This is a genomic window from Idiomarina seosinensis (assembly GCF_044797955.1).
Classification (GTDB): Bacteria; Pseudomonadota; Gammaproteobacteria; order Enterobacterales; family Alteromonadaceae; genus Idiomarina; species Idiomarina seosinensis_A.
The window spans coordinates 2,033,095-2,056,276 of sequence record NZ_CP085211.1; the positions used below are offsets into that span (position 1 = coordinate 2,033,095).

The 23,182-nt window shown below is 48.8% G+C and carries 23 protein-coding genes; 8 read left to right on the forward strand and 15 right to left on the reverse strand.

Features of this window, described 5'->3' with window-relative positions; translation table 11 throughout:
* The first annotated feature begins 116 nt into the window (after nt 1-116).
* Together LG288_RS09630 and rdgC are read left to right on the forward strand one after the other, a co-directional pair.
* Nucleotides 117-1,862 carry a sensor histidine kinase gene (locus tag LG288_RS09630; protein WP_404399998.1) on the forward strand — a complete coding sequence of 582 codons (1,746 nt, stop codon included), beginning with the start codon at nt 117-119 and terminating at the stop codon, nt 1,860-1,862.
* A gap of 25 nt (nt 1,863-1,887) precedes the next feature.
* On the forward strand, nt 1,888-2,796 hold the full coding sequence (gene rdgC / locus LG288_RS09635; RefSeq protein ID WP_404399999.1) for a recombination-associated protein RdgC: 909 nt from the start codon (nt 1,888-1,890) through the stop codon (nt 2,794-2,796).
* Here rdgC and LG288_RS09640 read toward each other — a convergent pair.
* Nucleotides 2,780-3,631 (reverse strand): HDOD domain-containing protein, encoded by an 852-nt coding sequence (locus tag LG288_RS09640; RefSeq protein ID WP_404400001.1) that lies wholly within the window; start codon nt 3,629-3,631, stop codon nt 2,780-2,782. The two genes, rdgC and LG288_RS09640, sit on opposite strands and share 17 nt — an antisense overlap.
* Before the next feature lie 101 nt (nt 3,632-3,732).
* Here LG288_RS09640 and LG288_RS09645 point away from each other — a divergent pair, with 101 nt between their 5' ends.
* Nucleotides 3,733-5,415 (forward strand): Zn-dependent hydrolase, encoded by a 1,683-nt coding sequence (locus LG288_RS09645; RefSeq protein WP_404400003.1) that lies wholly within the window; start codon nt 3,733-3,735, stop codon nt 5,413-5,415.
* Nucleotides 5,416-5,465: 50 nt separating this feature from the next.
* Here the strand turns inward: LG288_RS09645 and LG288_RS09650 are convergent, their stop codons facing one another.
* Nucleotides 5,466-7,643, reverse strand: coding sequence for a S9 family peptidase (locus LG288_RS09650; protein ID WP_404400005.1), 2,178 nt, complete (start codon nt 7,641-7,643; stop codon nt 5,466-5,468).
* A 144-nt stretch (nt 7,644-7,787) separates the two neighbouring features.
* On the opposite strand from LG288_RS09650, the gene LG288_RS09655 reads away from it, so the two are divergent.
* Together LG288_RS09655 and srmB are read left to right on the forward strand one after the other, a co-directional pair.
* Complete coding sequence (locus LG288_RS09655) at nt 7,788-8,636, forward strand: universal stress protein (RefSeq protein WP_404400007.1); 849 nt, start codon at nt 7,788-7,790, stop codon at nt 8,634-8,636.
* A gap of 35 nt (nt 8,637-8,671) precedes the next feature.
* Nucleotides 8,672-9,892 carry an ATP-dependent RNA helicase SrmB gene (srmB, locus tag LG288_RS09660; protein ID WP_404400009.1) on the forward strand — a complete coding sequence of 407 codons (1,221 nt, stop codon included), beginning with the start codon at nt 8,672-8,674 and terminating at the stop codon, nt 9,890-9,892.
* Nucleotides 9,893-9,897: 5 nt separating this feature from the next.
* Here srmB and LG288_RS09665 read toward each other — a convergent pair whose 3' ends face one another.
* The 4 genes from LG288_RS09665 to pomA form a co-directional block, all read right to left on the reverse strand.
* Entirely contained in the window at nt 9,898-10,260 is a 363-nt protein-coding gene (locus LG288_RS09665; protein ID WP_404403088.1) for a VanZ family protein, read from the reverse strand.
* A gap of 5 nt (nt 10,261-10,265) precedes the next feature.
* The gene (gene thiI, locus LG288_RS09670; protein WP_404400011.1) at nt 10,266-11,744 is read right to left on the reverse strand and encodes a tRNA uracil 4-sulfurtransferase ThiI; all 1,479 of its coding nucleotides are present in this window, start codon (nt 11,742-11,744) and stop codon (nt 10,266-10,268) included.
* An 84-nt stretch (nt 11,745-11,828) separates the two neighbouring features.
* Nucleotides 11,829-12,761, reverse strand: coding sequence for a flagellar motor protein MotB (locus LG288_RS09675; RefSeq protein WP_404400013.1), 933 nt, complete (start codon nt 12,759-12,761; stop codon nt 11,829-11,831).
* Between the two features lie 5 nt (nt 12,762-12,766).
* Complete coding sequence (pomA, locus tag LG288_RS09680; protein ID WP_404400015.1) at nt 12,767-13,534, reverse strand: flagellar motor protein PomA; 768 nt, start codon at nt 13,532-13,534, stop codon at nt 12,767-12,769.
* Nucleotides 13,535-13,724: 190 nt separating this feature from the next.
* On the opposite strand from pomA, the gene LG288_RS09685 reads away from it, so the two are divergent.
* From LG288_RS09685 to dxs, 3 genes are read left to right on the forward strand one after another with little or no spacing between them, the layout of a single operon-like run.
* Nucleotides 13,725-13,964 (forward strand): exodeoxyribonuclease VII small subunit, encoded by a 240-nt coding sequence (locus LG288_RS09685; protein WP_404400017.1) that lies wholly within the window; start codon nt 13,725-13,727, stop codon nt 13,962-13,964.
* The gene (locus LG288_RS09690) at nt 13,961-14,848 is read left to right on the forward strand and encodes a polyprenyl synthetase family protein (protein WP_404400019.1); all 888 of its coding nucleotides are present in this window, start codon (nt 13,961-13,963) and stop codon (nt 14,846-14,848) included. The genes LG288_RS09685 and LG288_RS09690 overlap by 4 nt, the downstream gene beginning before the upstream one ends.
* Nucleotides 14,849-14,861: 13 nt before the next feature.
* Complete coding sequence (gene dxs / locus LG288_RS09695) at nt 14,862-16,706, forward strand: 1-deoxy-D-xylulose-5-phosphate synthase (RefSeq protein WP_404400021.1); 1,845 nt, start codon at nt 14,862-14,864, stop codon at nt 16,704-16,706.
* On the opposite strand, the gene LG288_RS09700 is transcribed toward dxs, so the two are convergent.
* The 9 genes from LG288_RS09700 to secF form a co-directional block, all read right to left on the reverse strand.
* Nucleotides 16,698-17,171 carry a phosphatidylglycerophosphatase A gene (locus LG288_RS09700; RefSeq protein ID WP_404400023.1) on the reverse strand — a complete coding sequence of 158 codons (474 nt, stop codon included), beginning with the start codon at nt 17,169-17,171 and terminating at the stop codon, nt 16,698-16,700. The genes dxs and LG288_RS09700 overlap by 9 nt on opposite strands.
* On the reverse strand, nt 17,168-18,169 hold the full coding sequence (gene thiL / locus LG288_RS09705; RefSeq protein WP_404400025.1) for a thiamine-phosphate kinase: 1,002 nt from the start codon (nt 18,167-18,169) through the stop codon (nt 17,168-17,170). Before thiL ends, LG288_RS09700 begins: the two co-directional genes overlap by 4 nt.
* Nucleotides 18,170-18,231: 62 nt before the next feature.
* The gene (nusB, locus tag LG288_RS09710; RefSeq protein ID WP_404400027.1) at nt 18,232-18,651 is read right to left on the reverse strand and encodes a transcription antitermination factor NusB; all 420 of its coding nucleotides are present in this window, start codon (nt 18,649-18,651) and stop codon (nt 18,232-18,234) included.
* 10 nt (nt 18,652-18,661) lie between these two features.
* Nucleotides 18,662-19,126: a 6,7-dimethyl-8-ribityllumazine synthase gene (gene ribE / locus LG288_RS09715; RefSeq protein ID WP_404400029.1), complete on the reverse strand. Its 465-nt coding sequence runs from the start codon at nt 19,124-19,126 to the stop codon at nt 18,662-18,664.
* A 79-nt stretch (nt 19,127-19,205) separates the two neighbouring features.
* Nucleotides 19,206-19,853, reverse strand: coding sequence for a GNAT family N-acetyltransferase (locus LG288_RS09720; protein WP_404400031.1), 648 nt, complete (start codon nt 19,851-19,853; stop codon nt 19,206-19,208).
* The gene (locus LG288_RS09725; protein WP_404400033.1) at nt 19,853-20,461 is read right to left on the reverse strand and encodes a lysophospholipid acyltransferase family protein; all 609 of its coding nucleotides are present in this window, start codon (nt 20,459-20,461) and stop codon (nt 19,853-19,855) included. The genes LG288_RS09720 and LG288_RS09725 overlap by 1 nt, the downstream gene beginning before the upstream one ends.
* Nucleotides 20,458-21,375 carry a DUF3014 domain-containing protein gene (locus LG288_RS09730; protein WP_404400035.1) on the reverse strand — a complete coding sequence of 306 codons (918 nt, stop codon included), beginning with the start codon at nt 21,373-21,375 and terminating at the stop codon, nt 20,458-20,460. Before LG288_RS09730 ends, LG288_RS09725 begins: the two co-directional genes overlap by 4 nt.
* A gap of 37 nt (nt 21,376-21,412) precedes the next feature.
* On the reverse strand, nt 21,413-22,195 hold the full coding sequence (gene yaaA, locus LG288_RS09735; protein ID WP_404400037.1) for a peroxide stress protein YaaA: 783 nt from the start codon (nt 22,193-22,195) through the stop codon (nt 21,413-21,415).
* A gap of 34 nt (nt 22,196-22,229) precedes the next feature.
* Nucleotides 22,230-23,177, reverse strand: coding sequence for a protein translocase subunit SecF (gene secF / locus LG288_RS09740; protein WP_404400039.1), 948 nt, complete (start codon nt 23,175-23,177; stop codon nt 22,230-22,232).
* Between the last annotated feature and the right edge of the window lie 5 nt (nt 23,178-23,182).

Consider the following 23,182-nt stretch of genomic DNA (forward strand, 5'->3'; position numbering starts at 1 on the left):
GCTTAATGAAGGGTGTATGTCAGATATATGACAAGCCGTATTATTGCGTTGTCTGTCAGAATGCATTAGCTTAGGACTCATTATCTTGGTATCCAGTCGGCAATTAATATTTCGTTATGGCCACTAAAAGCATTTCCACCTCTTTGCTTGCACGCGTTCTGTCAGTTTATTTTTTACTTACTCTGATGGTTACGGCCATTCAAATTGGTGCCGAATATTTTGATACAAAACGTGCGCTCCTCTCCGAACTGCAGAATCAGCAAAGCACTTTCAGTGGCTCACTGACCCGCTCTTTATGGGAGTTCAACACACCGCAAATAGAAACGCTTGCCGACGGTTTAATCAGTATTCCGGCCATAGCGGGTGTTATTGTTCGCGATGACAGCGGCAATATTCTGGTGCAAGAGGGCGAAACACTGGCGGTCGGACAATTGCCCGAAAAAGCGGTCGATAGCGAGATGCTGTCTGAAAAAAATGGCGTTTTTGGTTATTACGATAGCTTAATTTTTGAGTTCTCGGGTCATTCAACGCGGGTCGGCGATGTCACTTTGTTCTCTACCCGTGATATTGCTATTGAACGCATAAAACTCAGTCTTGCGTTTATCATCGGCAACGCGATCATTAAAAGCAGCTTCCTGCTGGTACTGTTTTTACTGGCGTTCAATCGCATGTTGACTCGCCCATTAGGTAAGCTGACCCGGCAAATCAAAAGCTTTCGGCTGGATAACCTGCAGGACTCCCGCGTCAGCTTGCCTGATCAGCACAATAATGAGTTAGTTCTGATTGAACAGGCCTACAACCAGCTGATCGACAATATTGAGGAGTACCAGGACGACCTGGAGCGCACCCAGCACAAACTTAAACTAGCCAACCGCCAGTTAGACGAGCAAAATGCCATTCTGGAGCAAGAAGTAGCCCGCAAAACCTCCCGTTTAAGCCAGGTGATGCTTGACCTTGAGCAGCGAAAGAATGAGCTGGAGCTGCGCCAGGAAAAGCTCGAGCGCGAAGTAAGTCAGCGCCGTACGATGGAACAAACCCTGCGTGACTCGAACCAGCGTCTGGAAAGCTCACTTGACCACCTTAAACAAACGCAGCAGCAGCTGGTAGAGTCCGAGAAGATGGCGTCATTAGGCGGCCTTGTTGCCGGTATTACTCACGATGTGAACACGCCGATAGGAATCAGTGTTACTGCCAGCTCGTTTTTGCGGGAAAAACTTGATGAGCTCGAGGCTGCACTTAACAATAAGCAACTGACTCAACCCCAGCTAGAAAAATTTATCGCCGAGGGACGGGAAAGTGTGCAATTGCTGGATAACAACTTAGAGCGTGCTTCAGAATTGATTACTAGCTTTAAACAAGTTGCTGTTGATCAGGCATCGGACGCTATTCGGGATATCAACCTGCGCCGCTATATTCAGGATCTCATCCAGTCTCTGCAGCCGCGGTTGAAAAAAACAAAGCACCAAATTCACCTGAGCTGCCCCGACAATCTGATGATCCGCTGCCCGGCGGGCGCCATTTCGCAGATTTTTACTAACTTAATTATTAACTCCCTGGTACACGGTTTTGAAGGCGTCAGTAACGGTAATATGTGGATTAATGTTGACTTAGATTACGATAGAGAGCACGACCGGCTGAATATTACCTACCAGGATGATGGCGTTGGTATCAGCCAGCAACAACTTGAGCATTTGTTTGACCCCTTCTTTACCACAAAGCGCGATGACGGCGGCAGTGGCTTAGGCACTCATATTGTCAGAAACCTCGTTGTTCAGACATTACAGGGCGAGATTAGCGCTAGTAGCCAGCCGGGTAAAGGACTAACCTATACGCTGTCTTTTCCAGTTATCGTTTTACATTAATTGTTATTAACAGAGAGTCCCTTTTATGTGGTTTAAAAACCTCCGCTTTTATCGTTTTAGCGAAGAATTTGTTTTGCCCGATGACTTTGAAGCTAAACTCAGTGAACATTTATTCCGACCCTGCGGGCGTCAGGAGCAGTCAACTTTTGGCTGGTACTCTCCATTTGGCGCCAACCATGAAGTACTGACGCATAGCCAGGGCGACTGCCACTTAATTTGTGCTCGCAGAGAAGAAAAAGTACTGCCAGCAGCGGTAATTAATGCTGAACTGGATGAAAAGGTCTTGCAGATCCAGCAAACAGAAGGCCGCCCGGTTAACCGCAAAGAAAAGCAGAACCTCAAAGAAGATTTAGTGCATCAGCTGCTACCCCAGGCTTTCAGTCGTTTTCGCCTAAGCTGGGGATATCTTGATTTAAGCCGGCAGCTGGTTGTGATTAATGAGTCGGCCGCAAATAAAGCAGAAGATTTGCTCGGTTTATTGCGCTCAACGCTGGGTTCCTTACCAGTAAAGCCGATCAGCGGCGCAGACGCGACCGAGATAACTATGACCGAGTGGCTGGCAAAAAACCATCTGCCGCCGGCTTTTGAACTGGGTGATGAGGCTGAACTGCGCTCTCCGCAACAGGATGGCGGAATTTTGCGGTGTAAAAACGAGGACTTAACCCGCGATGATATTCAAGCTCATCTGGACACCGGTAAACAGGTGACACGACTGGGACTAGTCTGGCAAGAGCAGATCGAGTTTATCCTGGAAACCGACCTGGCCTTAAAACGAGTCAAACCAACGGATATGTTAATGGAGCAGCAGGATGACCTGGTCGATCCCAGCGCTGAAGAAAAGCTAGCGGCTGATTTTGCTTTGATCAGCGCGCAAGTGGGTGAACTGTACAATGACTTGAGCCGGGCTTTTAGCCTGTCTAGGTCAGCAACATGACCATCTGCCGGTAAGCCTGTTGCGTGGCGTCCTGCTGCCAGAATTCCGTGCCTGGCAGGACCCCACACTGCTCATACTCAGCAATCGTCATTGCTGCTGGTTCAGGCTCGGCATTGTTGGTCAACAAACTGGCCAGGTGAACAATGTCGCAGTAACTAACGTCCTCTGGATTGTCCATTAAGGATATCCTGCTTTTTCTGAAATAATGCGGGACCTTAATTAAATTGGGCGTAAACTGCCAGTGCTTGAGAACGTTTACCCCAAGTTTTGGCCCAAACGCCAGCATTGTCTGGTTAATTAAAGACGGGTTAGCAAAGCTGTCATCAAACTCATCCACCAGCTTTAAAACAGGCGCTAAACCAATGTTGGAGACCATACCGGCCAACAGAGCGACATCAGGATGAAGCCTGTGACTGCGCCCCAGTTTCTGCAGCTGCTGAGTTAAAATAGCAGCCGCAGCAGCAACTTCGCGGGTTTGCTGCACATAGTTAGCGGCAAATTCGCGCACGATATCGTTTCTTGGCAAGAACACCTGCTCTACCGCCATCGCCAGCGCTAACGTGCGGATACGCCGTAAACCGATTCGGGTAAGTGCCTGCATCAGGCTCTCCGCTCTGTTACGACCGCCCAGGTAAGCACTATTGGCTAAGCGAATTAAGCGAGCCGATAAAGCCGCATCATGCTGGATGATTTGCGCTAGCTCATGCAGGCTACAGTTATTATCCAGAGTCGCCGCTCTGACCCGCTCCGCTGTTTCGGGTAGTCCCGGCAGCTGCAGCTCATCACGTTTTAAGCGATCATCAATTAGTAAATACAACGCGTTTGGCGCGCTCATTAATTATTTCCTATTATTGTTGTCCGTCTTGCGCCAGTAACTGGTAAACAGTAGTTTATTAACTATCTTCTCTGTCTAATATAACTAAAAATGGCGCCTTTATGTTAACAAAGTTAGTCTTTTTAATCCCGTTAATTGCGACACTGGCTGCGTGCTCGGACGACTCTTCTACCGCTGAAACACGTACGAGCGAAGCGGTTTCGGAAAACACTGATAATCAATATCAGCTGGTAAGCGGGGCCGAAGATCGCTTTGATATTTATACCCGGAACTCTTTAAACAGCGATCTGGGTCACTTATCGGCGAAACAAAAACGTATGATCGGATTACTTATTCAAGCGTCGCAGATAATGGATAATTTGTTCTGGCAACAAGCGTTCACTGGTAATCACAGTGAGTTTTTAGCCGCTTTGCCGGATTCTGCCGTAAACTTTGCAGAAATTAACTACGGTCCCTGGGATCGGTTACAAAATGATGCGCCTTTTATTGCAGAATTTGGCGAAAAGCCCGCTGGCGCCAATTTTTATCCTACCGATATGGATAAGCAAGAATTTAACCGCCTGGAGGACCCGGACAAAGACAGTCTCTACACGCTCATTCGTCGTAATGATAGCAACGAGCTACTCAGCACACCCTACTCACAGGCCTACCCGAAACAACTGAAAAACGCAGCGGGGCTTCTTCGCCGGGCGGCCGATTTGGCGGAAAATCACGCCTTTGCAAACTATTTGAGGCTGCGCGCAGATGCTTTCCTCAGTGATCAGTACCGGGCCTCTGACTTAGCCTGGGTGGAGTTAAAAGATAATGCGGTCGATATTATTATCGGACCCATCGAAACCTACGAAGATCAGCTGTTCGGCTATAAGGCCGCCTTTGAATCATACGTGTTGATTAAAGATCCTGACTGGAGTCAACGCTTAGCCCAATACACCCAATATTTGCCTGCGTTGCAACGTAACTTACCAGTAACGGAAGCCTACAAAGCTGAAACCCCCGGCTCGGAAGCTCAACTTGGCGTTTACGATGCCATCTATTATGCCGGTCGCTCGAATGCCGGCAGTAAAACTATCGCGGTTAACTTGCCCAATGACGAACAGGTTCAGCTACAAAAAGGGACTCGGCGCCTGCAACTTAAAAATGCGATGCGGGCCAAATTTGATCAAATCATGATGCCTATTGCTGAGCAGCTGGTCGTACCCGAACAACGTAAGCACGTCACTTTTGACGCCTTTTTTGCTAATACATTATTCCATGAGATTGCCCACGGACTGGGTATCAAAAATACGATCAACGGTAAAGGCTCCGTCCGCAGTGCCTTAAAAGAGCATTCGTCTGCCTTAGAAGAAGGTAAAGCCGATGTGCTCGGACTGTATATGATAACCCAGCTGTATGAACAGGGTCACCTACAGGCCGGTCAGCTGGAGGATTACTATGTTACCTTTATGGCCAGTATTTTCCGCTCGGTTCGATTTGGCGCATCCAGTGCTCATGGTAAAGCGAATATGATCCGCTTTAATTACTTTGCCAACGAGAATGCGTTTACCCGTAATGCCGAGGGCCAGTATGGGATCAATATGGGCCAGATGCGGCGGGCAATGAACAGTTTGTCGAAAAAGATACTCATGTTGCAGGGCGATGGCGATTACCAGGCAGTAGCTGCTTTAGTTCAGCAACTCGGTGTCATCAATAGTCAGCTGCAAACGGATTTAGATGCTCTGCAGGAAAATGATATACCGGTCGATATTCAGTTTAATCAGGGTAAACAGGTCCTGGGTCTGAACTAAATTAAAGGGAGCCGAACCCGGCTCCCTCTTTAAATGGCTGTTAAAGCCCATTATCTGTCCAGTAAATCCAAAATAAAGGCATACTCTTCAGCGACTTCCCGCAGTCGCGAGAAGCGGCCGGAACTACCGCCGTGACCCGCCTCCATATTCGTGCTGAATACCAGGGGATTATTATCGGTTTTAACGTCCCGCAGTTTAGCAACCCATTTGGCCGGCTCAAAGTATTGTACCTGGGAGTCATGTAGCCCCGTTGTCACCATGAGCGCCGGATAGTCCTGAGCTTTAACATTGTCATAAGGAGAATAAGACAGCATATAATCATAGTAGGCTTTTTGCTTTGGATTACCCCATTCATCGAACTCATTAGTGGTCAGGGGGATAGATTCATCCAGCATGGTCGTCACAACATCAACGAAAGGAACCCGCGCAACCATGCCACGATACAATTCCGGCGCCATATTAGCCACAGCGCCCATCAACAAGCCCCCAGCACTACCGCCCATGGCAAATACTTTATCCGGGTGCGCATAGCCTTTGTCAACCAGGTGTTCAGTCACATCAATGAAGTCAGTGAAGGTATTTTTCTTATTCAGCAATTTACCTTCTTCATACCACTGGCGTCCCATCTCCTGGCCGCCGCGGACATGGGCAATCGCGTAAACAAAGCCCCGGTCAACCAGAGATAACACAGTCGAGCGGAATGACGGATCTGAGGACGAGCCGTAGGAGCCATAGGCATACTGGTATAGTGGTGCCGTACCATCCTGCTCAAAATCGCTGCGGAATAACAGCGATACGGGTATTTTTGTACCATCATCAGCTGTCGCCCAAACACGCTTGGTGCGATAGTCTGAAGAGTCAAAGTCACCCAGTATTTCCGTTTGCTTTAATAATTCCCGCTCGCCACTGTCCATGTTGTAGGCATAAATGGTGGCCGGTGTTTTTAGTGAACTATAGCTGTAACGCAGTGTATTGGTATTTTGTTCGACATTGCGTTCAAAAGAGGTAACAAAAGGAACTTCTTCAGATTCAATATAATGTTGCTGTTGCAAGTCATCCCAAGGCATCACCCGGATACGCCGCAGGCCGTCACTTCGTTCGTTAATAGCAAGGTAATTATCAAAAGCGACAAAGCTCTGAATGAAAACCTCGTCATCTGCGTCAATCAGAGATTGCCAGCGATCTTTATCGCCTACCGCATCATCGGCAACCTGCATCAGTTTAAAGTTAGGTGCATTCCAGTCAGTGCGAATAATCCAGCGGTCATCAAGATGTTCTGCGCTGTATTGCACACCCCGCTCTCTTGGCGCAAAAACGGTTAATTCGGCATCGCTTTGAGTGGTGTCCAGTATTCGCAATTCATCTGCAACGGTGCTGCTCATCTGAATTTTGACGAATTGCTCATCTTTGCTGTTACTAAGCCACATATAAAATGAAGAATCGGTTTCTTTATAGATTGGCTCAGCCTGGTCTGCATCCGCGCCTAACTGGTGTTTAAGAACCTGTGTAGAAAGTAACGTCTGGGGATCGTTCTCGATAACAAACACAGAACTGCTATCGGCAGCCCAGGCAATACTGGATGATAAACCTGACAGTTGCTGTTGTTGCAGCTCACCGCGGCTAAGGTCTTTTATCCACAACTCATACTGCCGACGGCCATTGGTATCGACCATAAAGGCCAGCAGGTTTTGGCTTGGGCTAATGGTAAGGTTTACCGCATTGTAATAATCGTGACCTTCCGCTAGCTCATTAACATCTAACAAGATTTGTTCCTCGCCACCTGCCACAGGTTTACGGGCATGGATAGGGTATTCTTTCCCTTCTTCGTAGCGGGTATAGTATTGGTAATCGCCCTTGGTATAAGGAACCGATGCGTCGTCCTGCTTTATCCGGCCAATTAATTCATCTTCCAGACGTTCCGTTAATTCTTGATAATCTGAGCGGTACTCATCGTAATACTCGTTCTCTTCTTCCAGGTAAGCCAGTACATCCGGATCTGTGCGTTCATCGTCCCGCAGCCAGTAGTAAGGATCAATACGCTCACCTACCGGTGATTCGACCACATATTCCTGCTCTAACGCATCCGGCGGCACAGCCACCCCCTTATCCTGTTGCTCCGACGCCTGCGCGTCATTATTGTCATTACCGTTATTATCGCTGCAGCCTACCGTGCTCAGACCCAGCGCAAGTATCACAGAGAGTGAAATAAGCGAACGCTTTGCTTGCATAATATGTTCCATTTTTAATTATTGCTCGTGCTTCTAATTTAGCGGTTTTAACGAAAATTGAAAGCCTAATGTTGAATCCATGATCTCATGGCTGAAAACAAGCAACCATGCTAGACTCGCGGCTCGAAAAAAGGAAGGAATGTAATGAAGCATGTCGTAGCCGCTATTGATGGCTCCATATCAACCAATGCTGTCGGTCAGTATGCCAGCTGGGCCGCCCGCCGCCTGCGTTGCCCGTTAAATCTGTTGCATGTACTGGACGAAGATCGCTTCCCAGTACAACTCAATCTGACTGCCTCACCCGAATCAGAGAGCCAGATTTCGTTACTCGAAGAAATGGCACGCCTTGACAAACAGCGTAATCAACTTGCTCTGCAGCACGGTCAAAACCTTCTCGCTGCAGCCGAAAGCGCTGCTTACCAACAAGGTGTAGATGCTGTTCAACGGCAACAACGCCATGGCGACCCAGTGGCGTCGCTGACCGAAGTCGAAGAGCAAATGCGGCTTTTGGTTATCAGCTTACACAATATGAATTCCGCTAGTGCAGATCCTATCGGCAGCCCGTTAGAAACAGTTGTCAGGACTATCCAAAAACCAATACTGGTCACGCCTAAAAGTTTTCGACAGCCGACCAGCGTAATGTTGGCTTTTGATGGCAGTGACACGGCCCGGAAAGGCGTTAAAATGTTGGCAGAAAGCCCAATATTTAAAGGGATGCCCATCGACCTGGTGATGGTTGACACTGACACACCCCATGCCCGCGCCTCAATTGAAGCGGCGGCTAATCACTTACGTGAATACCGGCATAGTGTAAATTTCGAAATTCGGTTCGGTGATATAGAGTCAACGTTATCGGCCTACCAGCAGGAAAAACAGATCGACCTGTTGGTCATGGGAGCTTATGGGCAGTCCCGCGGGCGCAACTTTTTTATCGGTAGCACCACCAGCAAAATGTTGCACAAAGCTACGACACCCTTGCTATTATTGCGTTAAACAACGCGTCTTTTTGATTAAGATAGGGCTAATTTATGGCACTTGAGTGGCATCAACTGGAGCTGGACGACAGCTTAATATTCAGTTTAAAAGAGCACCAGCTGAACAAGCCGGCCCTGGTTCAACAGCGGGCAATCCCTGTGGCCCTCGACGGGCTTGATTTGTTGCTTAGTGCGCCTACCGGGACGGGTAAAACTTTAGCTTTTTTACTGCCAGCTTTACAGCATCTACTCGACTTCCCGCGTCAGAGCCCCGGCCCTGCGAGGATACTTGTGCTGGCGCCAACGCGTGAACTTGCTGAACAGATTCATCAACAGGCTCAACAGTTTTCTGCATTAACGCAATTAAGCTCGGTTGTAGTGACCGGAGGCATTAATTATGGCTCGCAGCTCAGTCAACTGGAAAAGTCCCATGATTTGCTGATAGCAACACCGGGCAGGCTGCTTGATTTACTGCAAGCCGAACAATACCAGTTAGAAACCGTCGAGTGGCTGATTATTGACGAAGCTGATCGGATGCTGGACTTAGGTTTTACCAAAACAGTTGAAGAAATAGCCCATCACGCACGCCATCGGCAGCAAAGTATTCTGTCATCAGCGACACTCGAAAGTGCCGGCGTACTGGCATTCTCTAAGCGGTTACTGAACGAACCAGAGCTTATTGAAGTTTCCCCTCCAAAGCGAGAGCGCGGAAAGATCAATCAGTATATTTACCAGGCTGACACCGCAGAGCATAAACAGCAAATACTACTGCGTGTACTGGCCGAGTATCCCGGCCGCCAAATTGTCTTTGTAAAAACACGCGAGCGCGTTGCGCAGTTAGCCGGCTTTCTGGAATCTAAGCTGGACTATCCGGTCAGGCATTTGCGGGGCGATTTACCGCAGGACGAGCGGCAGCGTATTATTCAGCAGTTTAAACAAGCTGATAATTCGGTTCTTGTGGCGACCGATGTGGCAGCCCGAGGCCTGGATATTGATGCTGTCAGTGTTGTTATAAATTTTGATTTACCAAAGCAGGCCGATGTGTATGTCCACCGTATTGGCCGCACAGCACGCGCCGGCGCAAAAGGCACCGCAGTATCGCTAATTGAAGCTCATGATGCGCTGTTATTAGGGCGTATCGAACGCTATACAGGACAGAAGCTGGAGCGTCGGGTATTTGATGATTTGCGGCCACAGTTTAAATTCCCCTCGACGGAGAAAAAGCGCACTAAAAAGAAAAAAACAAAAAGTGCCGGAAAAACAAAAAAACGCTGAGTAACTCAGCGTTTTTTTATTAACTTTTGATAAAAAGAAGTCAACACAAAGTAAGCTAAAACGCCAGCACTATCGGCTATCCAGTCATACACATCAGAACCTCGCCCGGGAATATAATGCTGGGCTATCTCAATCAATAAGCCATACAATGCTAACAGCACAAACGCAAAGCGAGCTTTAAGTGTGAAAGCCCGGTGTAAGGTTAAGCTAAGTAAAAAAAACACCGTAAAGTGGACCAGCTTGTCCAGATGGGGTATTTGATTTGCCTGAGAAGGTGGCGATTGCCAAAAAAATGCGCCGGTCGCCGCAATCAACAACACGACAAATGCGATCCTTGCCCATAGCACGGCTTTCGCTGACCCTTTCACGTGATTCAAGAGATTTTTCCTTTATCTTCTGTTAACACCGAAACATTGTGATAACCGGCTTCCTGCAATAACAACACTTGCATTTTACTCATCACTCCCTGGGCACAATACAGTAAATAATGGCGCTGGCTATCAAGTTGTCCGAATTCTGACAGTAACTTAAAAAATGGAATGGTAATCACCGCTAACGGGTGTTGTAAAGGCGTGCTTTGCGCTTCTGCAGGACTACGGATGTCGATGATAACTTGCTCTGTACTTTGCGGGTGAGTCTCGTTGACTTTAGTCTGCCGATCAGACTGCGTTGCAATATCCTGCATACTCAATATTTCTGCGTCGTTCACAACCTGCTTAAGCAATGCCTGATCCAGTTTTTCTTCTTCGGCTTCGAGCGCCGAACCATTCGCCATTACGGTGGGTTTATCGGAAATTACACCGCAATATTCAGGTATCGATTTAGCCAAAGGCTCGACGCCAATCTGTCGGGCCAGATCGATTATCTCCTGCTTGTCTTTCGTAATCAGCGGCCGTAACACCAAGGTTTCGGTCGCAGCATCCACAACTTTGAGGTTGGACAGGGTCTGGCTGGATACCTGCCCCATTGCGTCCCCTGTTATTAACGCCTGGGCTTTCAAGTAGGCGGCTACCCGCGAAGCGGCTCTTAGCATTTGGCGCTTTAAGACCACGCCCATCAAACCACTATCGCAGTTTCTCAGGATATCCTCGACCACGGGGGCAAAATTGACACTGATAAACTTCAGTGGATGTGATGCGCTGAAGCGTTGCCAAAGGTGGTAGCAGATTTGTTTAACGGCAGCTTCGTGAGTGTCACCACCTAGGTTAAAAAAGCAAAAGTGTGTGCGCGCTCCCCGGCGCATAAACTCGTAGCTGGCAACGCTTGAGTCGAAGCCACCGCTAACCAGGCTCAATGTCGTTTCCTGCGTGGGCAAAGGGTACCCGCCCAGCCCCTGCTGTCGGCTACCGAGCAATTGGACCACCTGATCATTAATTTGCAGGTTAATGGTCAGCTGCGGATGGTTTAACTTTACTGCGGCGTTGTTACTACGGCTGAGCATGTAACCGCCGATATGGCGTTCAAGTTGTAACGAACTGAAACTGTGCTGACCCTGACGTTTTATCCGCACACAAAACGTCTGGTTTTCAATCCGGTTAAGCCAATGCTCAGCAACCCAAGAGGCCAACTCGTCGAACTCGGTCAGGGGCCGTTCAATGACCTCGGAAAACCAGGAAATTCCGGGGGTATTACTCAGCCTTTCGGTTACCGCCTGGCGCAGCTGATCATCGCTGAGGCCATCCTTTGCTGTGGCATTAACCTCGATGCGGTCCCATCTGGACTTAATATCGAACGATGCATCACTACGTGCCAGAATCTTGCGTAGATTACTGGTTAATATTTTACTGTGGCGTTTACGCACAGCGCGGCTTTTTATAGTGATTTCAGCGTGCAGGCGGACAACAAACTTCATAACAGAACCCTAATTGGGGCAACAACGCTTGCTATTATACTCATTAAAGCTTTATCAAGCAGCCGCTAATTAATGGTCGAATGCCTAATCAACAACGTTAACCGGGTCTGACTCTTTCGCTTTTCCTTGCATTATAGCGATATCAACCCGCCGGTTCTCGGCCCGGTTAGCGGCAGAATTGTTTGGTACAATGGGTTTGGTATCAGCATATCCCATGGTCACCAGGCGACTTTCTTCAAAACCATCAACCGTGGTCATTTCTTCTGCCACCGCAACAGCCCGTTTTGCTGACAAGTCCCATTTTGAACTGTAAATCTCAGACACCAGTTTCTGATTATCGGTATGACCTGAGATGGTTATTTCACCCGGAATATCTTTTAACGCCTCGGCCACTTCATGAATAACAGGTTTAAATTGAGGCTGTAAAAATGCCGAGCCTTCAGGAAATGAACCCCGCTCCCTAATCCTGATCAATATTTGCTGACCAAACTGTTCAACCTCCAGAGTACCCGCTTTGATATCGTCCTGCAGCTGACGTTGAATTTTTTCTAACAGCTCCTGGGTCTGCTCGCTTTGCTCTTCGCTGCTGGCTTGATCCTCGGCGCTTTGCTGATCTTGCTCTTCTTCGGACTGCTGTTGCTCCTGCTGAGTCTCCTGGCCACCGGAGTAATCAGACTCTCCCTCCTGAAAATCCAGCGCCTGCTGTGTCATTTCAACGGTTTGCTGCTGGATTGTTTCGATCGGGGTCGGTTCGGGCCGTCCCGGGCGAAATTCCTGAGCGATAACGCTGGTTCCTTTCGGGATATCTTTTACTTCTATCTTATTCTGTACGCCCAAAGCAAACTTCATCGAGCCGGCAATTTGTTTAAACTTTAAAACGTCCATTTCTGAAAACGACAGCAGCAACACGAAAAAGCTCATTAACAAGGTCATCAGATCAGCAAAGGTCGCCATCCAGCCCGGCAACCCGGGGGGCGGACATTTACGCTGTTGTTTTTCTTCGTCAGCTGCAGCCATTCAGATTACTCATCTTCCTGGTCGGCGCCGACGCGCTTAGACTCAGCTAAGTAATTGCGCAGCATACCTTCAATAACACGAGGGTTCTGGCCATCCTGAATGCCTAAAATAGCGTCCAGAATAAGCTGTTGATTTAGCTTTTCCTGCTCTGCCCGTAATAACAATTTATTCTTTATTGGAATAGCGATAACGTTCGCAAGAAAAGCACCGTACAGGGTGGTAAGCAAGGCAACCGCCATAGCCGGACCAATGGACTTAGGATCGTCCATATTGGCCAACATACCCACCAGACCAATAAGCGTACCGATCATACCCATCGCCGGCGCGATATCGGCCAGTACGGTAAAGAAGCGGGCACCTTCTTCGTGCCGTGAGTAGGACATTTGGATGTCTTTTGACAGAGTCTGGCGCACTACATCGGCATCGTGACCATCCACCAGCATATCAATTCCTTTGCGGAAGAAACGGTTGGGAATTTCGGCCTCTTCCAGCGCCAAAAAACCCCCTTTTCTGGCTGAGTCAGCCATCTCAACCGCTGTGTCGATTAACTCCTGCGGGTGTTCTATTTTAAAAAAGAATGCCTTTGTCAGCACTTTACCGGTGGCAAAAAACTGCGATAAAGGAAAATTGGCCATGACGACAAACAGTGAGCCGCCAACCACAATCAGTATTGACTGGACGTTAATGAATAGCCCGACGTCGCCACTAAGCACGATAGCCGCGATGACAAAACCAATAGCGCCTATAATTCCTATGAGTGTTGCAATATCCACTCAACTTCCCCCTGGTTTACTGTTTTATTGCGACGTTAACGGGCAATAGATAACACCCATTTTTAAACATCGCAGCGCTGCTGACAAGCTATTCAATAAAACTCTGCGATTAAGTTCTTTTATCATCGGCTGACATCGACAGATCTTTATTAGATAATACCATTACCTTTAAGCGTTAATGGATCTCAGGATGTCGGAACAAACGGATAACACGCCAAGTTTTGAACATGCACTGCAACAACTGGAACAACTGGTTAACGAGCTCGAACAGGGCGACCTGCCACTCGAACAATCGTTACAAAAGTTTGAACAGGCCATCGCACTCTCCCGAACCAGCCAGACTCAACTGCAAAAAGCAGAACACAAAGTGAAGATGCTAATCGAAGAAAACGGCGAGCAACAGTTACAAGAGTCCGGAGCTTCACAGTGAGCATTAATCAGTTAACTGCCGCTGCCCGCCTTCGTGTTGATGAGGCGTTAGCCCAGCAGTTGATGCAGGCCAGTATCGAACCTCGGCTGGCGGAAGCCATGCGTTACGGCGCCTTACTGGGTGGTAAACGGATACGGCCTTTTCTTACGCTGAATATCGCCGAAATTTGTCAGGCCAATCCTGATAGTGCGTTAACAGCAGCCTGTGCGGTAGAATGCATTCATGCTTATTCGTTGATTCACGATGATTTACCGGCAATGGACGACGATGATTTGCGGCGTGGGCAGCCGACCTGCCACGTGGCCTTTGATCAGGCAACGGCCATTTTGGCTGGTGATGCCTTGCAGGCTCTTGCCTTTAAACTGCTCAGTGCCGATCGCCTGAACCAGGTTCCTTGTCCACAACAGCTGCAGATGATTTCTGTATTAGCACAAGCCAGTGGTGGCATGGGCATGTGCGGCGGTCAGTCACTGGATTTAATGGCCACCAATAAACCCCTCACCGAAGCACAACTGCAACAGGTACATCGCCATAAGACCGGTGACCTGATTGCTGCCAGCGCAGAGCTGGGCGTGCTTTGCGGTTCTGCTGAGGCGCAGCGTTATCGGACTGGCTTTGCAACCTTTGCCCAACGTTTGGGTCTGGCCTTTCAAATCCAGGACGACATTTTGGACGTAACAGGTAGTACAGAGACATTAGGGAAGCCCCAGGGATCGGACCAACAGGCTCACAAATCGACCTACGTTCAGCTGCTGGGGCTTGACGGGGCGCGGCAAAAGTTGCTGTCTTTGCATCAACAAGCACTACAGTCGTTAGCGGATATCCCGTACAATACACAACGACTTGCGGACTTTTCTACCGCACTGCTGACGCGGGACCATTAATACTATGAGTACGATGAAAACACTTTTGGACGACATCGAACTGCCAACTGACTTACGCCGGCTGCAGGCCAGGCAACTGCCCCAGGTGTGTGCAGAAGTCAGACAGTTTTTATTAAACTCAGTCAGTAAAAGCAGCGGTCATCTTGCGTCTGGTTTGGGCACGGTAGAGCTTACCGTCGCGCTGCATTATGTGTTTAATACACCGGCGGACAAACTCGTCTGGGATGTCGGCCACCAGGCTTATCCCCACAAGATTCTCACCGGCCGAAAACAGCAGCTGCACACTATCCGCCAAAAAGACGGGTTGCACCCGTTCCCCTGGGCGGAGGAAAGCCCATACGATGTTCTTTCGGTCGGTCATTCGAGCACCTCGATTTCGGCTGCTCTTGGCCTGGCGGTAGCAGCAGAGCGCCGGGGTTCAAAAGAGAAGACGGTTGCTATTATTGGCGATGGCGCTATGACCGCCGGCATGGCCTTCGAAGCAATGAATCACGCAGGCGATATTAAGCCCAATATGCTGGTGATTTTAAACGATAATGACATGTCAATTTCTGAAAATGTCGGAGCTTTGAATCGCCACTTTGCCCGTTTATTGTCCGGAAAGGTTTATACATCACTGCGTGAGCAGGGTAAAAAACTATTAAAGCCGCTGCCGCATATTCAGAATTTTGCCAGTCGGGCCGAAGAGCACATGAAAGGGATGATGTCTCCCGGAACCATTTTCGAAGAACTGGGTTTTAACTACATTGGCCCTATTGATGGTCATGATGTCGAAGAGGTTGTCGAGGCATTAACTAATATGCGCGACTTAAGCGGCCCTCAGTTATTGCACGTTGTAACCCAAAAAGGTAAAGGCTACCGTCCTGCCGAAGATGATCCTATCGGCTACCACGGGGTACCCAAATTTGATCCGAAATTGTCGCAGTTACCAAGCAAGCCGCCTGGCATACCCTCTTATTCTGATGTTTTTGGGCAGTGGCTTTGTGATACCGCCGATAAAGATCAGCTGCTTATGGCAATAACTCCGGCTATGCGCGAAGGCTCGGGAATGGTTAACTTCTCGAAACAATATCCTCGTCAATATTTTGATGTCGCTATTGCCGAACAACACAGCGTTACTTACGCCGCCGGCCTCGCAATAGCTGGCTTTAAGCCCGTGGTGGCGATTTACTCAACGTTTTTACAACGAGCTTACGACCAACTTATCCACGATGTTGCGTTACAAAACCTGGATGTTCTTTTTGCCATTGACCGAGCGGGTATCGTAGGTGCTGACGGACCTACCCATCAGGGAGCCTTTGACCTGAGTTATCTGCGCTGCATTCCCAATATGCTGGTGATGACACCGGGCGATGAACAAGAATGCCGCGATATGCTGAAAACCGGATACGATTACTCCGGACCCGCAGCTGTTCGGTATCCGCGCGGCGCCGGCACCGGCTGCCAGCTGCGCAGCGAAGACAAAAAACTGGAGATCGGTAAATCACGCACTCTCGTTAAAGGTCAGCAGGTGGCGCTGCTTAATTTTGGTGCGCTATTACCCGAGTGTCAGCAGGCTGCTGAACAGCTGGATGCAACGCTCATCGACATGCGTTTTGTCAAACCGATTGATGAGCAGGCAATCATTGAGGCTGCACAAACGCACTCATTATTAGTTACTGTCGAGGAAAACGTCATTCAGGGTGGTGCCGGCACTGCTGTTTTAGAAGTTCTTGCCAGGCATCATCTGCAGGTTAAAACGCTAGCCATTGGTTTACCCGACAGCTTTATAAAACATGGCGGCCAAGAAGAAATTCGGACAGAGCTGGGGCTGGATGCTGCCGCGATAATTGAGCGAATTAAAGCCAGTTTAGATTAAAATTAGCCCCAGATGGATGATGGCTGCGCTAACAATGCCGGCCATCACATCATCCAGCATTACGCTCATGCCACCCGTCAACTGTCTGTCAGCCCAGCCAATCGGCCCCGGCTTGGCAATATCAAACAACCGAAACAGCAGAAATGACGCGATGATATAAGGCCACTCAAAAGGTAGGGCAAACATCGCGATGGCATAACCGACAATTTCATCCCAGACAATGGCAGGATGGTCATGCTCGCCCATCGCTTTGGCGGTAACGCCGCACAAATAAATGCCAAAAATGACTCCAGCGACTAAAAAAATCAGGTAAAACCACACTGATGTTAAGCTTAGTAAGCCAACTAACGGAATTGCCGCCAGCGTACCGAAAGTTCCGGGAGCTTTAGGCGCCAGGCCACTACCAAAGCCCAGCGCAAGAAAATGCAGTGGATTCGTCATACGAACCGAAGGCCAACGTTTCATCGATTCCCCTGATCGCTACCAGACGACATAAAGTGGTTATAGCCAGCCTGTTCTAACTGAACCTCGTAGGGTTCACCATGTAACTTAAAATGAATCAAAGGCTGTTTATTTTGTGTTACTCGGCCTATGCAGGCGGGCTTATCTTTTAAATGCGCGGTGAGCGTTTCAAGCCGGCCGCGGTTATGTTCATCGACCGTAAAACAGAGTTCATAATCATCACCAGCGGACAACGCCTTTTTATAAGCTTCGGCCTGAGTCAGAGTTTCTGTCATGGCAAGCGACAGTGGCAACTCTTCCATAATAATGTCGGCTCCGGCTTTGGACGCTTCTAAAATGTGCTGCAGATCGGCAACCAGGCCATCAGAAATGTCAATACATGAACTGGCAATGCTTCTCAGGCTTTGACCCAGCGCTACCCGTGGCCCTGGATAATGTAAACGTTCAATCAGGTGCTGCGCGTAAGGTCCTCTGGCGGATATTTTTTGCTGGGTGATATCCAGAGCGAGACCCGCATCGCCCAATGGCCCGCTAACATAAATCCAGTCCCCTGGTTTGGCTCCGGAACGGGGTATTGCCTCGCCTTCAGGTACCTGGCCGTGGGCGGTTACTGTAACAGTCAATGGCCCGCGGGTGGTGTCGCCGCCGATCAATGAACAGTTATAATAATCACAAATTTCATGCAGCCCTGCAGCGAATTCCTGTAACCACTCCGGATTCGACTCCGGCAGTGTCAGAGCCAGGGAAACCCAGCAGGGTTCGGCACCCATAGCAGCTAAATCACTAAGATTAACCGCAATAATTTTATGGCCGATAGCGCGCGCTGGTGTCGAGTGGTCAAAGTGTACACCTTCGACCATGGTATCGGTTACTGTGACTAAATCATGGCCAGGCAGGGGGCGCGTGACCGCTCCATCATCGCCAATGCCAAATTTAACATCGGCGCGCTGGGCCTTTTCGTTAGCAAAATAACGTTGAATTAAGCTGAATTCATTAAGCATGTAAGGTGCGATCGGTTATCAAATGGGCTGGCCAGCTTAACTACCGAAGCTGGCCGTTGCTTTTACTGGCGGACCGGGCGCAGTGAATCCACTGCTTTATCCAGTACCCCATTGACAAAACGATGGCTGTCATCGGCACCAAACGACTTTGCCAATTCGATGGCCTCGTTGATAGCCACCTTGTAAGGCACATCAAGACGCTCCCTTAGCTCGTAAGCAGCGATACGAAGCACCGCCAACTCGACCGGGTCCAACTCGTTTATTGGCCTGTCTAAAAAGGGGCTGAGGGTATTGTCCAGGCTTTTATAATGACTGCCGACACCATTCAGAAGTTGCAGAAAATAATCAACATCAACTTTGCTGGTATCATTGTCGGTTAAGTACTGAGCTTCGATTTCGGAAAATGTATTTTGCGATAGCTGCCAGGAATAAACGGCCTGAACAGCTAACTTTCTTGCCTTTCTGCGCGCTGCAGGTTTCATCAGGTACTCCTTACAGCTGTTCCAGCACGTTAACCATTTCTAACGCGCTCAATGCCGCCTCAGAACCTTTATTACCCGCTTTCGAGCCACTACGCTCGATAGCCTGTTCAAGACTGTCGGTCGTAATCACTCCAAAAGCGACAGGCAAACCGAACTCAAGAGCTACCCGGCCAAGCCCGCTGTTACATTCGCCGGCAACAAATTCAAAATGCGGGGTGCCACCACGAATTACAGCGCCGACGGCAATAATTGCGTCATAATTTCCTGAGGCGGCGAGTTTTTTAGCCGTAACCGGTATTTCATACGCACCCGGAACTCGCACCACGGTAATGTCGTCTTTATTCACCTGACCGTAATGTTGCAGTGTTTGTACTGCTCCATCTAGTAAACTTTCAACGACAAAGTGATTAAAGCGAGACACGATAATCGCGAATTTTTTGCCGCTTGCGGCGATACCACCTTCAATGACCTGCATAATTGTTCCTTTCTTCAGACCGCTGCTTACGCTCTTGCAATTGGCGCTAATAATACCATAAAAGACTTTTTTTTGCGGTTTATTTCCGCGCCAGCGTATAGGAGTAGAACAGCTCTTCCGCGTCCTCATTGTGTCCTGCCAAACGCGCTGAGCTGCTCTCCAGTACTGCCCGGGCTGGCTGGTTGGACTCCGCCACGGGGAATAATACCTGACCCCAGGGCCAGCCGGTTTTTAACCAATCAGTCATTAACTGAAAAAGATCGTTATGCAAACTGTTGCTGACTGCGCGCTCGGTTAGCCACCAGCTAACCTCGGCATTATATTTACTGGTATCAATGGCCCCGGACTGACTTCTACCGGCAATAACAGGAACAAAATAAACCGCACCAATTATCCGGTCACGCTGACGATCAATGACTACATAGGTAAAGGCTTTATTGTTATCCTGCTGAGCTAGGTGTACCTGCATCATGGAATGGTTTTGTTCTTTGGTTGTTTTGTCCGAGGGCCAACCCCACCCGAGTCGCTGATAAAGCCATTCCTGAGAGCCCATATAACTTTGATATAAGGCTTCTGAGTCTTCAGCCGCCAACGGCCTGACTAATAGCGCTTCGGACTGGGTCCGTTCCGGCTTAACCCAGTTTGACTGCCAGAATTCAGCCGCCGCCAAAGGCGCGGCCGCAACAGCAAGCAAAAGCAGCAAAGAGGCACGTAACCAGAGCCCCATTAACTAAACTCCACTCGCTTACCCTGAGCATGGGCAAAAAAGCTTTTTATTCGTTCCAGCTCTTTTTCTATTTCGCCGGTGATCATCATTGCAGGACCAATATCAATGGCTTTGCGGGCGTAATCAAATGCTACCGGAATAATGGGCACGTTTGCCTGTTTGGCAATGTGCAGAAATCCTTTCTTCCATTCGGTGACTTTTTTTCGGGTACCCTCGGGCGTGATGACGACAATCATTTCATCGGCAGCTTCGAACTCGCTTACCATCTTGCCGACCACACCATTAGGCGCACTTCGATCGATGGGGATACCGCCCAGTTTAGTCATCAGGCTTTTTAGAGGAAAGCGAAACAAACTGGCTTTGGCAAGATAGTTAAGCTTTAATCCCATTGCCAGCATAACAAAAACCCCAATTGGAAAATCCCAATTAGAGGTATGAGGAGCTACAGGCAATATCGCTTTGTTAACATCCGGCATTTCGCCGTTAATCTTCCAGCCCCCAAATAAGCGTAAACCAACGCGGCCCAACCAGCGTGAAAATCGGCCATCACGAGTGGGAAACTCACCCTTAGCGTGTTCAGGAATTGCATTGTCTTCTGGTTTACTCATAGTTGCTTTTCAAATTCCTGTTTTAAAGACGATAACTTGCTTTTTAACCGTCTGATATTGTCAGGTCCCATTCTCAAAAGTTGCTTTTGAGCTGGCGGCAGATTCTCGTAAGACGGGTTCGCATAGGTGTACATCACCTCATCATCTTTCACCTCGACCAGTGTTTCTGGTACCGGCGTGTCCATTAACACCTCAATGGCCTCGACAATTGCCCGGGTAAAGTCTGCATCAGGGTAACCAATATCAGCATAAGCTTCCGACAGTAGTGGCCTGAATAACTGATAGTTTTCAACCACCGCTTCTTCGTCAAGGCTGACAAACCAGTCCACCAGTGCGTCATAGCGCTGGTAGCTTTGTTCATCAATATACAAAGCGCCATCAATTTCCAATACTTTAAAACGGCCGTCAGGACGCTGCACCACGGTTCGCTCACGAACCAACGAGCCATTACGAAGATTATCGACAATGACCACTACATCACTGACAAGTTGTGAACTTTTGAGTGGTTGAATTTCAACGCCACTGGAGTCCAGCGTCTGCAGAACGGTTGGCGTGCTGTTAGCAAGGTCCGGCAGTTCCGGCGCTGGCTCAACTTCAGATTCAGCTGGCTGCGACTGTTCGTCAGTTCGCTGGCGATCCTCGTCCGCCGAACTTACCGGTTCACTCTCGGTGGGTTCTTCCGGCACAGGATCAATTGCCACAGAAGCTTCAGGTTCCGGCGCAGGACTTTGCTCTTCAACGGGTTGCGCTACCGGCTCTTTAGCCACGGGCTGGCGTTCAGACTTTGGCGTATCTTCCGTTGCAAGTAACCACCAAAGGGCCAGAGCAATCGCAATAATAGCAACAATTGCGACCACAACCCTGGTTGTCATCGAACCACCGGACTGTTGCTCAAGGTTGTCGTTGTCGGACATCTTTTATACCTATTCGGTTATGCTTTTACTAAGCGAATTAATCTCGCGCAGACTCCGCCCGCAAGAACACCAATTGACTATCTGTTGATTCACCAGGACTAAACTGATAGCCCGCGGTATCAAATTCTTTTAATTCCGACACTTGTCCGGGGTTTTGGTTCACTATAAATCGAGCCATCAGGCCACGCGCCTTTTTGGCGTAAAAACTAATGACCTTGTACTGACCGTTTTTCTCGTCCTTAAACACCGGGGTAACAACTTTCGCCCTTAATTTGGCTGTGTCTACGGCAGAAAAATATTCATTCGAGGCCAAGTTCACCAAAACATCACTGCCTTGCTGTGCCAAATCGCCGTTTAAGACATCAGTAATTTTATCGGCCCAAAACTGGTACAGATTGTCAGCTGCTGCGGTTTTTAATTTGGTACCCATTTCTAAACGGTAAGGTTGCATCAGATCTAGCGGTCTTAATACCCCGTAGAGACCGGAAAGAATTCGCAACTGTTGTTGCGCTGACTCTATTTGTTCTGCAGACAGACTGCCGGCATCCAGCCCCGCATACACATCGCCGTTGAAAGCGAACATCGCAGGCCGGGAATTAGTTTCATTAAATGGCAACGACCATTCGGCAAAACGTGCGGCATTAAGGCCCGCCAGCTTGTCACTGATCTTCATCAGCGAGCCAAGCTGTTGCGGGCTCAGCTCGCGACATACCGTGACTAACCGTTGAGCATCGTCAAGTAACCTGGGTTGAGTTGCCTGTACCGCCGGAACGGGGCTTTCATAATCTAAGTTTTTTGCCGGTGACAGAACTGCAAGCATGGCTCTCTCCAATTAGGTTAACTGACAATTTAAATTAAAGCATAGGATCCTGATCGGCGCCCTCTTTCTCAACTTCTGTGGGCATCAGATCATCACGGCTCACACCAAAGCTTAGTGCAACGGAACTGGCGATAAAAATTGATGAATAAGTACCGATAAGCACACCAAACAACAATGCAGTAGAAAAGCCATGAATCAATGGGCCACCAAGAAAGAACAAGGTTAGCAATACCAAAATTGTAGTCGTTGAGGTGACGATGGTTCGGCTTAATGTATCCGTCAAGGCCCTGTCGACGGTTTGTATAGGTGTTAACTTGGCAAACTTACGAAAAGTTTCGCGGATCCGGTCACAGACCACCACTGTATCGTTGATGGAATAACCAATAACGGCCAGTAAGGCTGCTAACACGGTTAGATCAAACTCTAAGCCCAGCACTGAAAACAAGCCCAGAGTAATGGTGACATCATGTGCCAGCGCAGCTACCGCGCCGACCGCCAGACGCCACTCAAACCGCAGTGCAATGTAGATTAAGATACAAATTAACGCCGTTAACATCGCCAGGCCGCCCTGCTCGATGAATTCGTCACCGACATTAGGTCCGACAAATTCAATCCGACGCATTTCAATATCCGCACTAATTTGAGTTCGCAATGAATCGAGAATGCTCGAGCCCAATTGCTCTGCTTTTACATCAGCCCGCGGCTCCAGACGAATTAACAAATCTTGTTGAGTACCATAGTTTTGCACTACGGCATCACTATAACCCGATTCATTCAATACGCTTCGTACTTGTTGCAAATCAGCGGGTTGCTGAAAGCCGACTTCAATTAGGGTGCCGCCGGTAAAGTCCAGACCCAGATTGAGTTTGTTCACTGATAACGACACGATCGAAGCGAGCAGTAATAGCCCGCTGAGAATCGCAAATGCGCCGCGAAAGCGCATAAAGGGAATTCGTTCGTCTGTATTGATAAGTGTACGCATAACTT

Excerpts from the sequence above, each read along its gene's own strand:
- LG288_RS09720 (WP_404400031.1), bottom strand. The coding sequence starts at position 19,853 with ATGGGGCTCTGGTTACGTGCCTCTTTGCTGCTTTTGCTTGCTGTTGCG.
- secF (WP_404400039.1), bottom strand. The coding sequence starts at position 23,177 with ATGCGTACACTTATCAATACAGACGAACGAATTCCCTTTATGCGCTTT.
- thiI (WP_404400011.1), bottom strand. The coding sequence starts at position 11,744 with ATGAAGTTTGTTGTCCGCCTGCACGCTGAAATCACTATAAAAAGCCGC.
- LG288_RS09675 (WP_404400013.1), bottom strand. The coding sequence starts at position 12,761 with ATGGCTGCAGCTGACGAAGAAAAACAACAGCGTAAATGTCCGCCCCCC.
- dxs (WP_404400021.1), top strand. The coding sequence starts at position 14,862 with ATGAAAACACTTTTGGACGACATCGAACTGCCAACTGACTTACGCCGG.
- LG288_RS09640 (WP_404400001.1), bottom strand. The coding sequence starts at position 3,631 with ATGAGCGCGCCAAACGCGTTGTATTTACTAATTGATGATCGCTTAAAA.
- rdgC (WP_404399999.1), top strand. The coding sequence starts at position 1,888 with ATGTGGTTTAAAAACCTCCGCTTTTATCGTTTTAGCGAAGAATTTGTT.
- yaaA (WP_404400037.1), bottom strand. The coding sequence starts at position 22,195 with ATGCTTGCAGTTCTGTCACCGGCAAAAAACTTAGATTATGAAAGCCCC.
- LG288_RS09655 (WP_404400007.1), top strand. The coding sequence starts at position 7,788 with ATGAAGCATGTCGTAGCCGCTATTGATGGCTCCATATCAACCAATGCT.
- srmB (WP_404400009.1), top strand. The coding sequence starts at position 8,672 with ATGGCACTTGAGTGGCATCAACTGGAGCTGGACGACAGCTTAATATTC.
- LG288_RS09645 (WP_404400003.1), top strand. The coding sequence starts at position 3,733 with ATGTTAACAAAGTTAGTCTTTTTAATCCCGTTAATTGCGACACTGGCT.
- ribE (WP_404400029.1), bottom strand. The coding sequence starts at position 19,126 with ATGCAGGTCATTGAAGGTGGTATCGCCGCAAGCGGCAAAAAATTCGCG.
- LG288_RS09685 (WP_404400017.1), top strand. The coding sequence starts at position 13,725 with ATGTCGGAACAAACGGATAACACGCCAAGTTTTGAACATGCACTGCAA.
- nusB (WP_404400027.1), bottom strand. The coding sequence starts at position 18,651 with ATGAAACCTGCAGCGCGCAGAAAGGCAAGAAAGTTAGCTGTTCAGGCC.
- LG288_RS09725 (WP_404400033.1), bottom strand. The coding sequence starts at position 20,461 with ATGAGTAAACCAGAAGACAATGCAATTCCTGAACACGCTAAGGGTGAG.
- LG288_RS09650 (WP_404400005.1), bottom strand. The coding sequence starts at position 7,643 with ATGCAAGCAAAGCGTTCGCTTATTTCACTCTCTGTGATACTTGCGCTG.
- thiL (WP_404400025.1), bottom strand. The coding sequence starts at position 18,169 with ATGCTTAATGAATTCAGCTTAATTCAACGTTATTTTGCTAACGAAAAG.
- LG288_RS09630 (WP_404399998.1), top strand. The coding sequence starts at position 117 with ATGGCCACTAAAAGCATTTCCACCTCTTTGCTTGCACGCGTTCTGTCA.
- LG288_RS09730 (WP_404400035.1), bottom strand. The coding sequence starts at position 21,375 with ATGTCCGACAACGACAACCTTGAGCAACAGTCCGGTGGTTCGATGACA.
- LG288_RS09700 (WP_404400023.1), bottom strand. The coding sequence starts at position 17,171 with ATGAAACGTTGGCCTTCGGTTCGTATGACGAATCCACTGCATTTTCTT.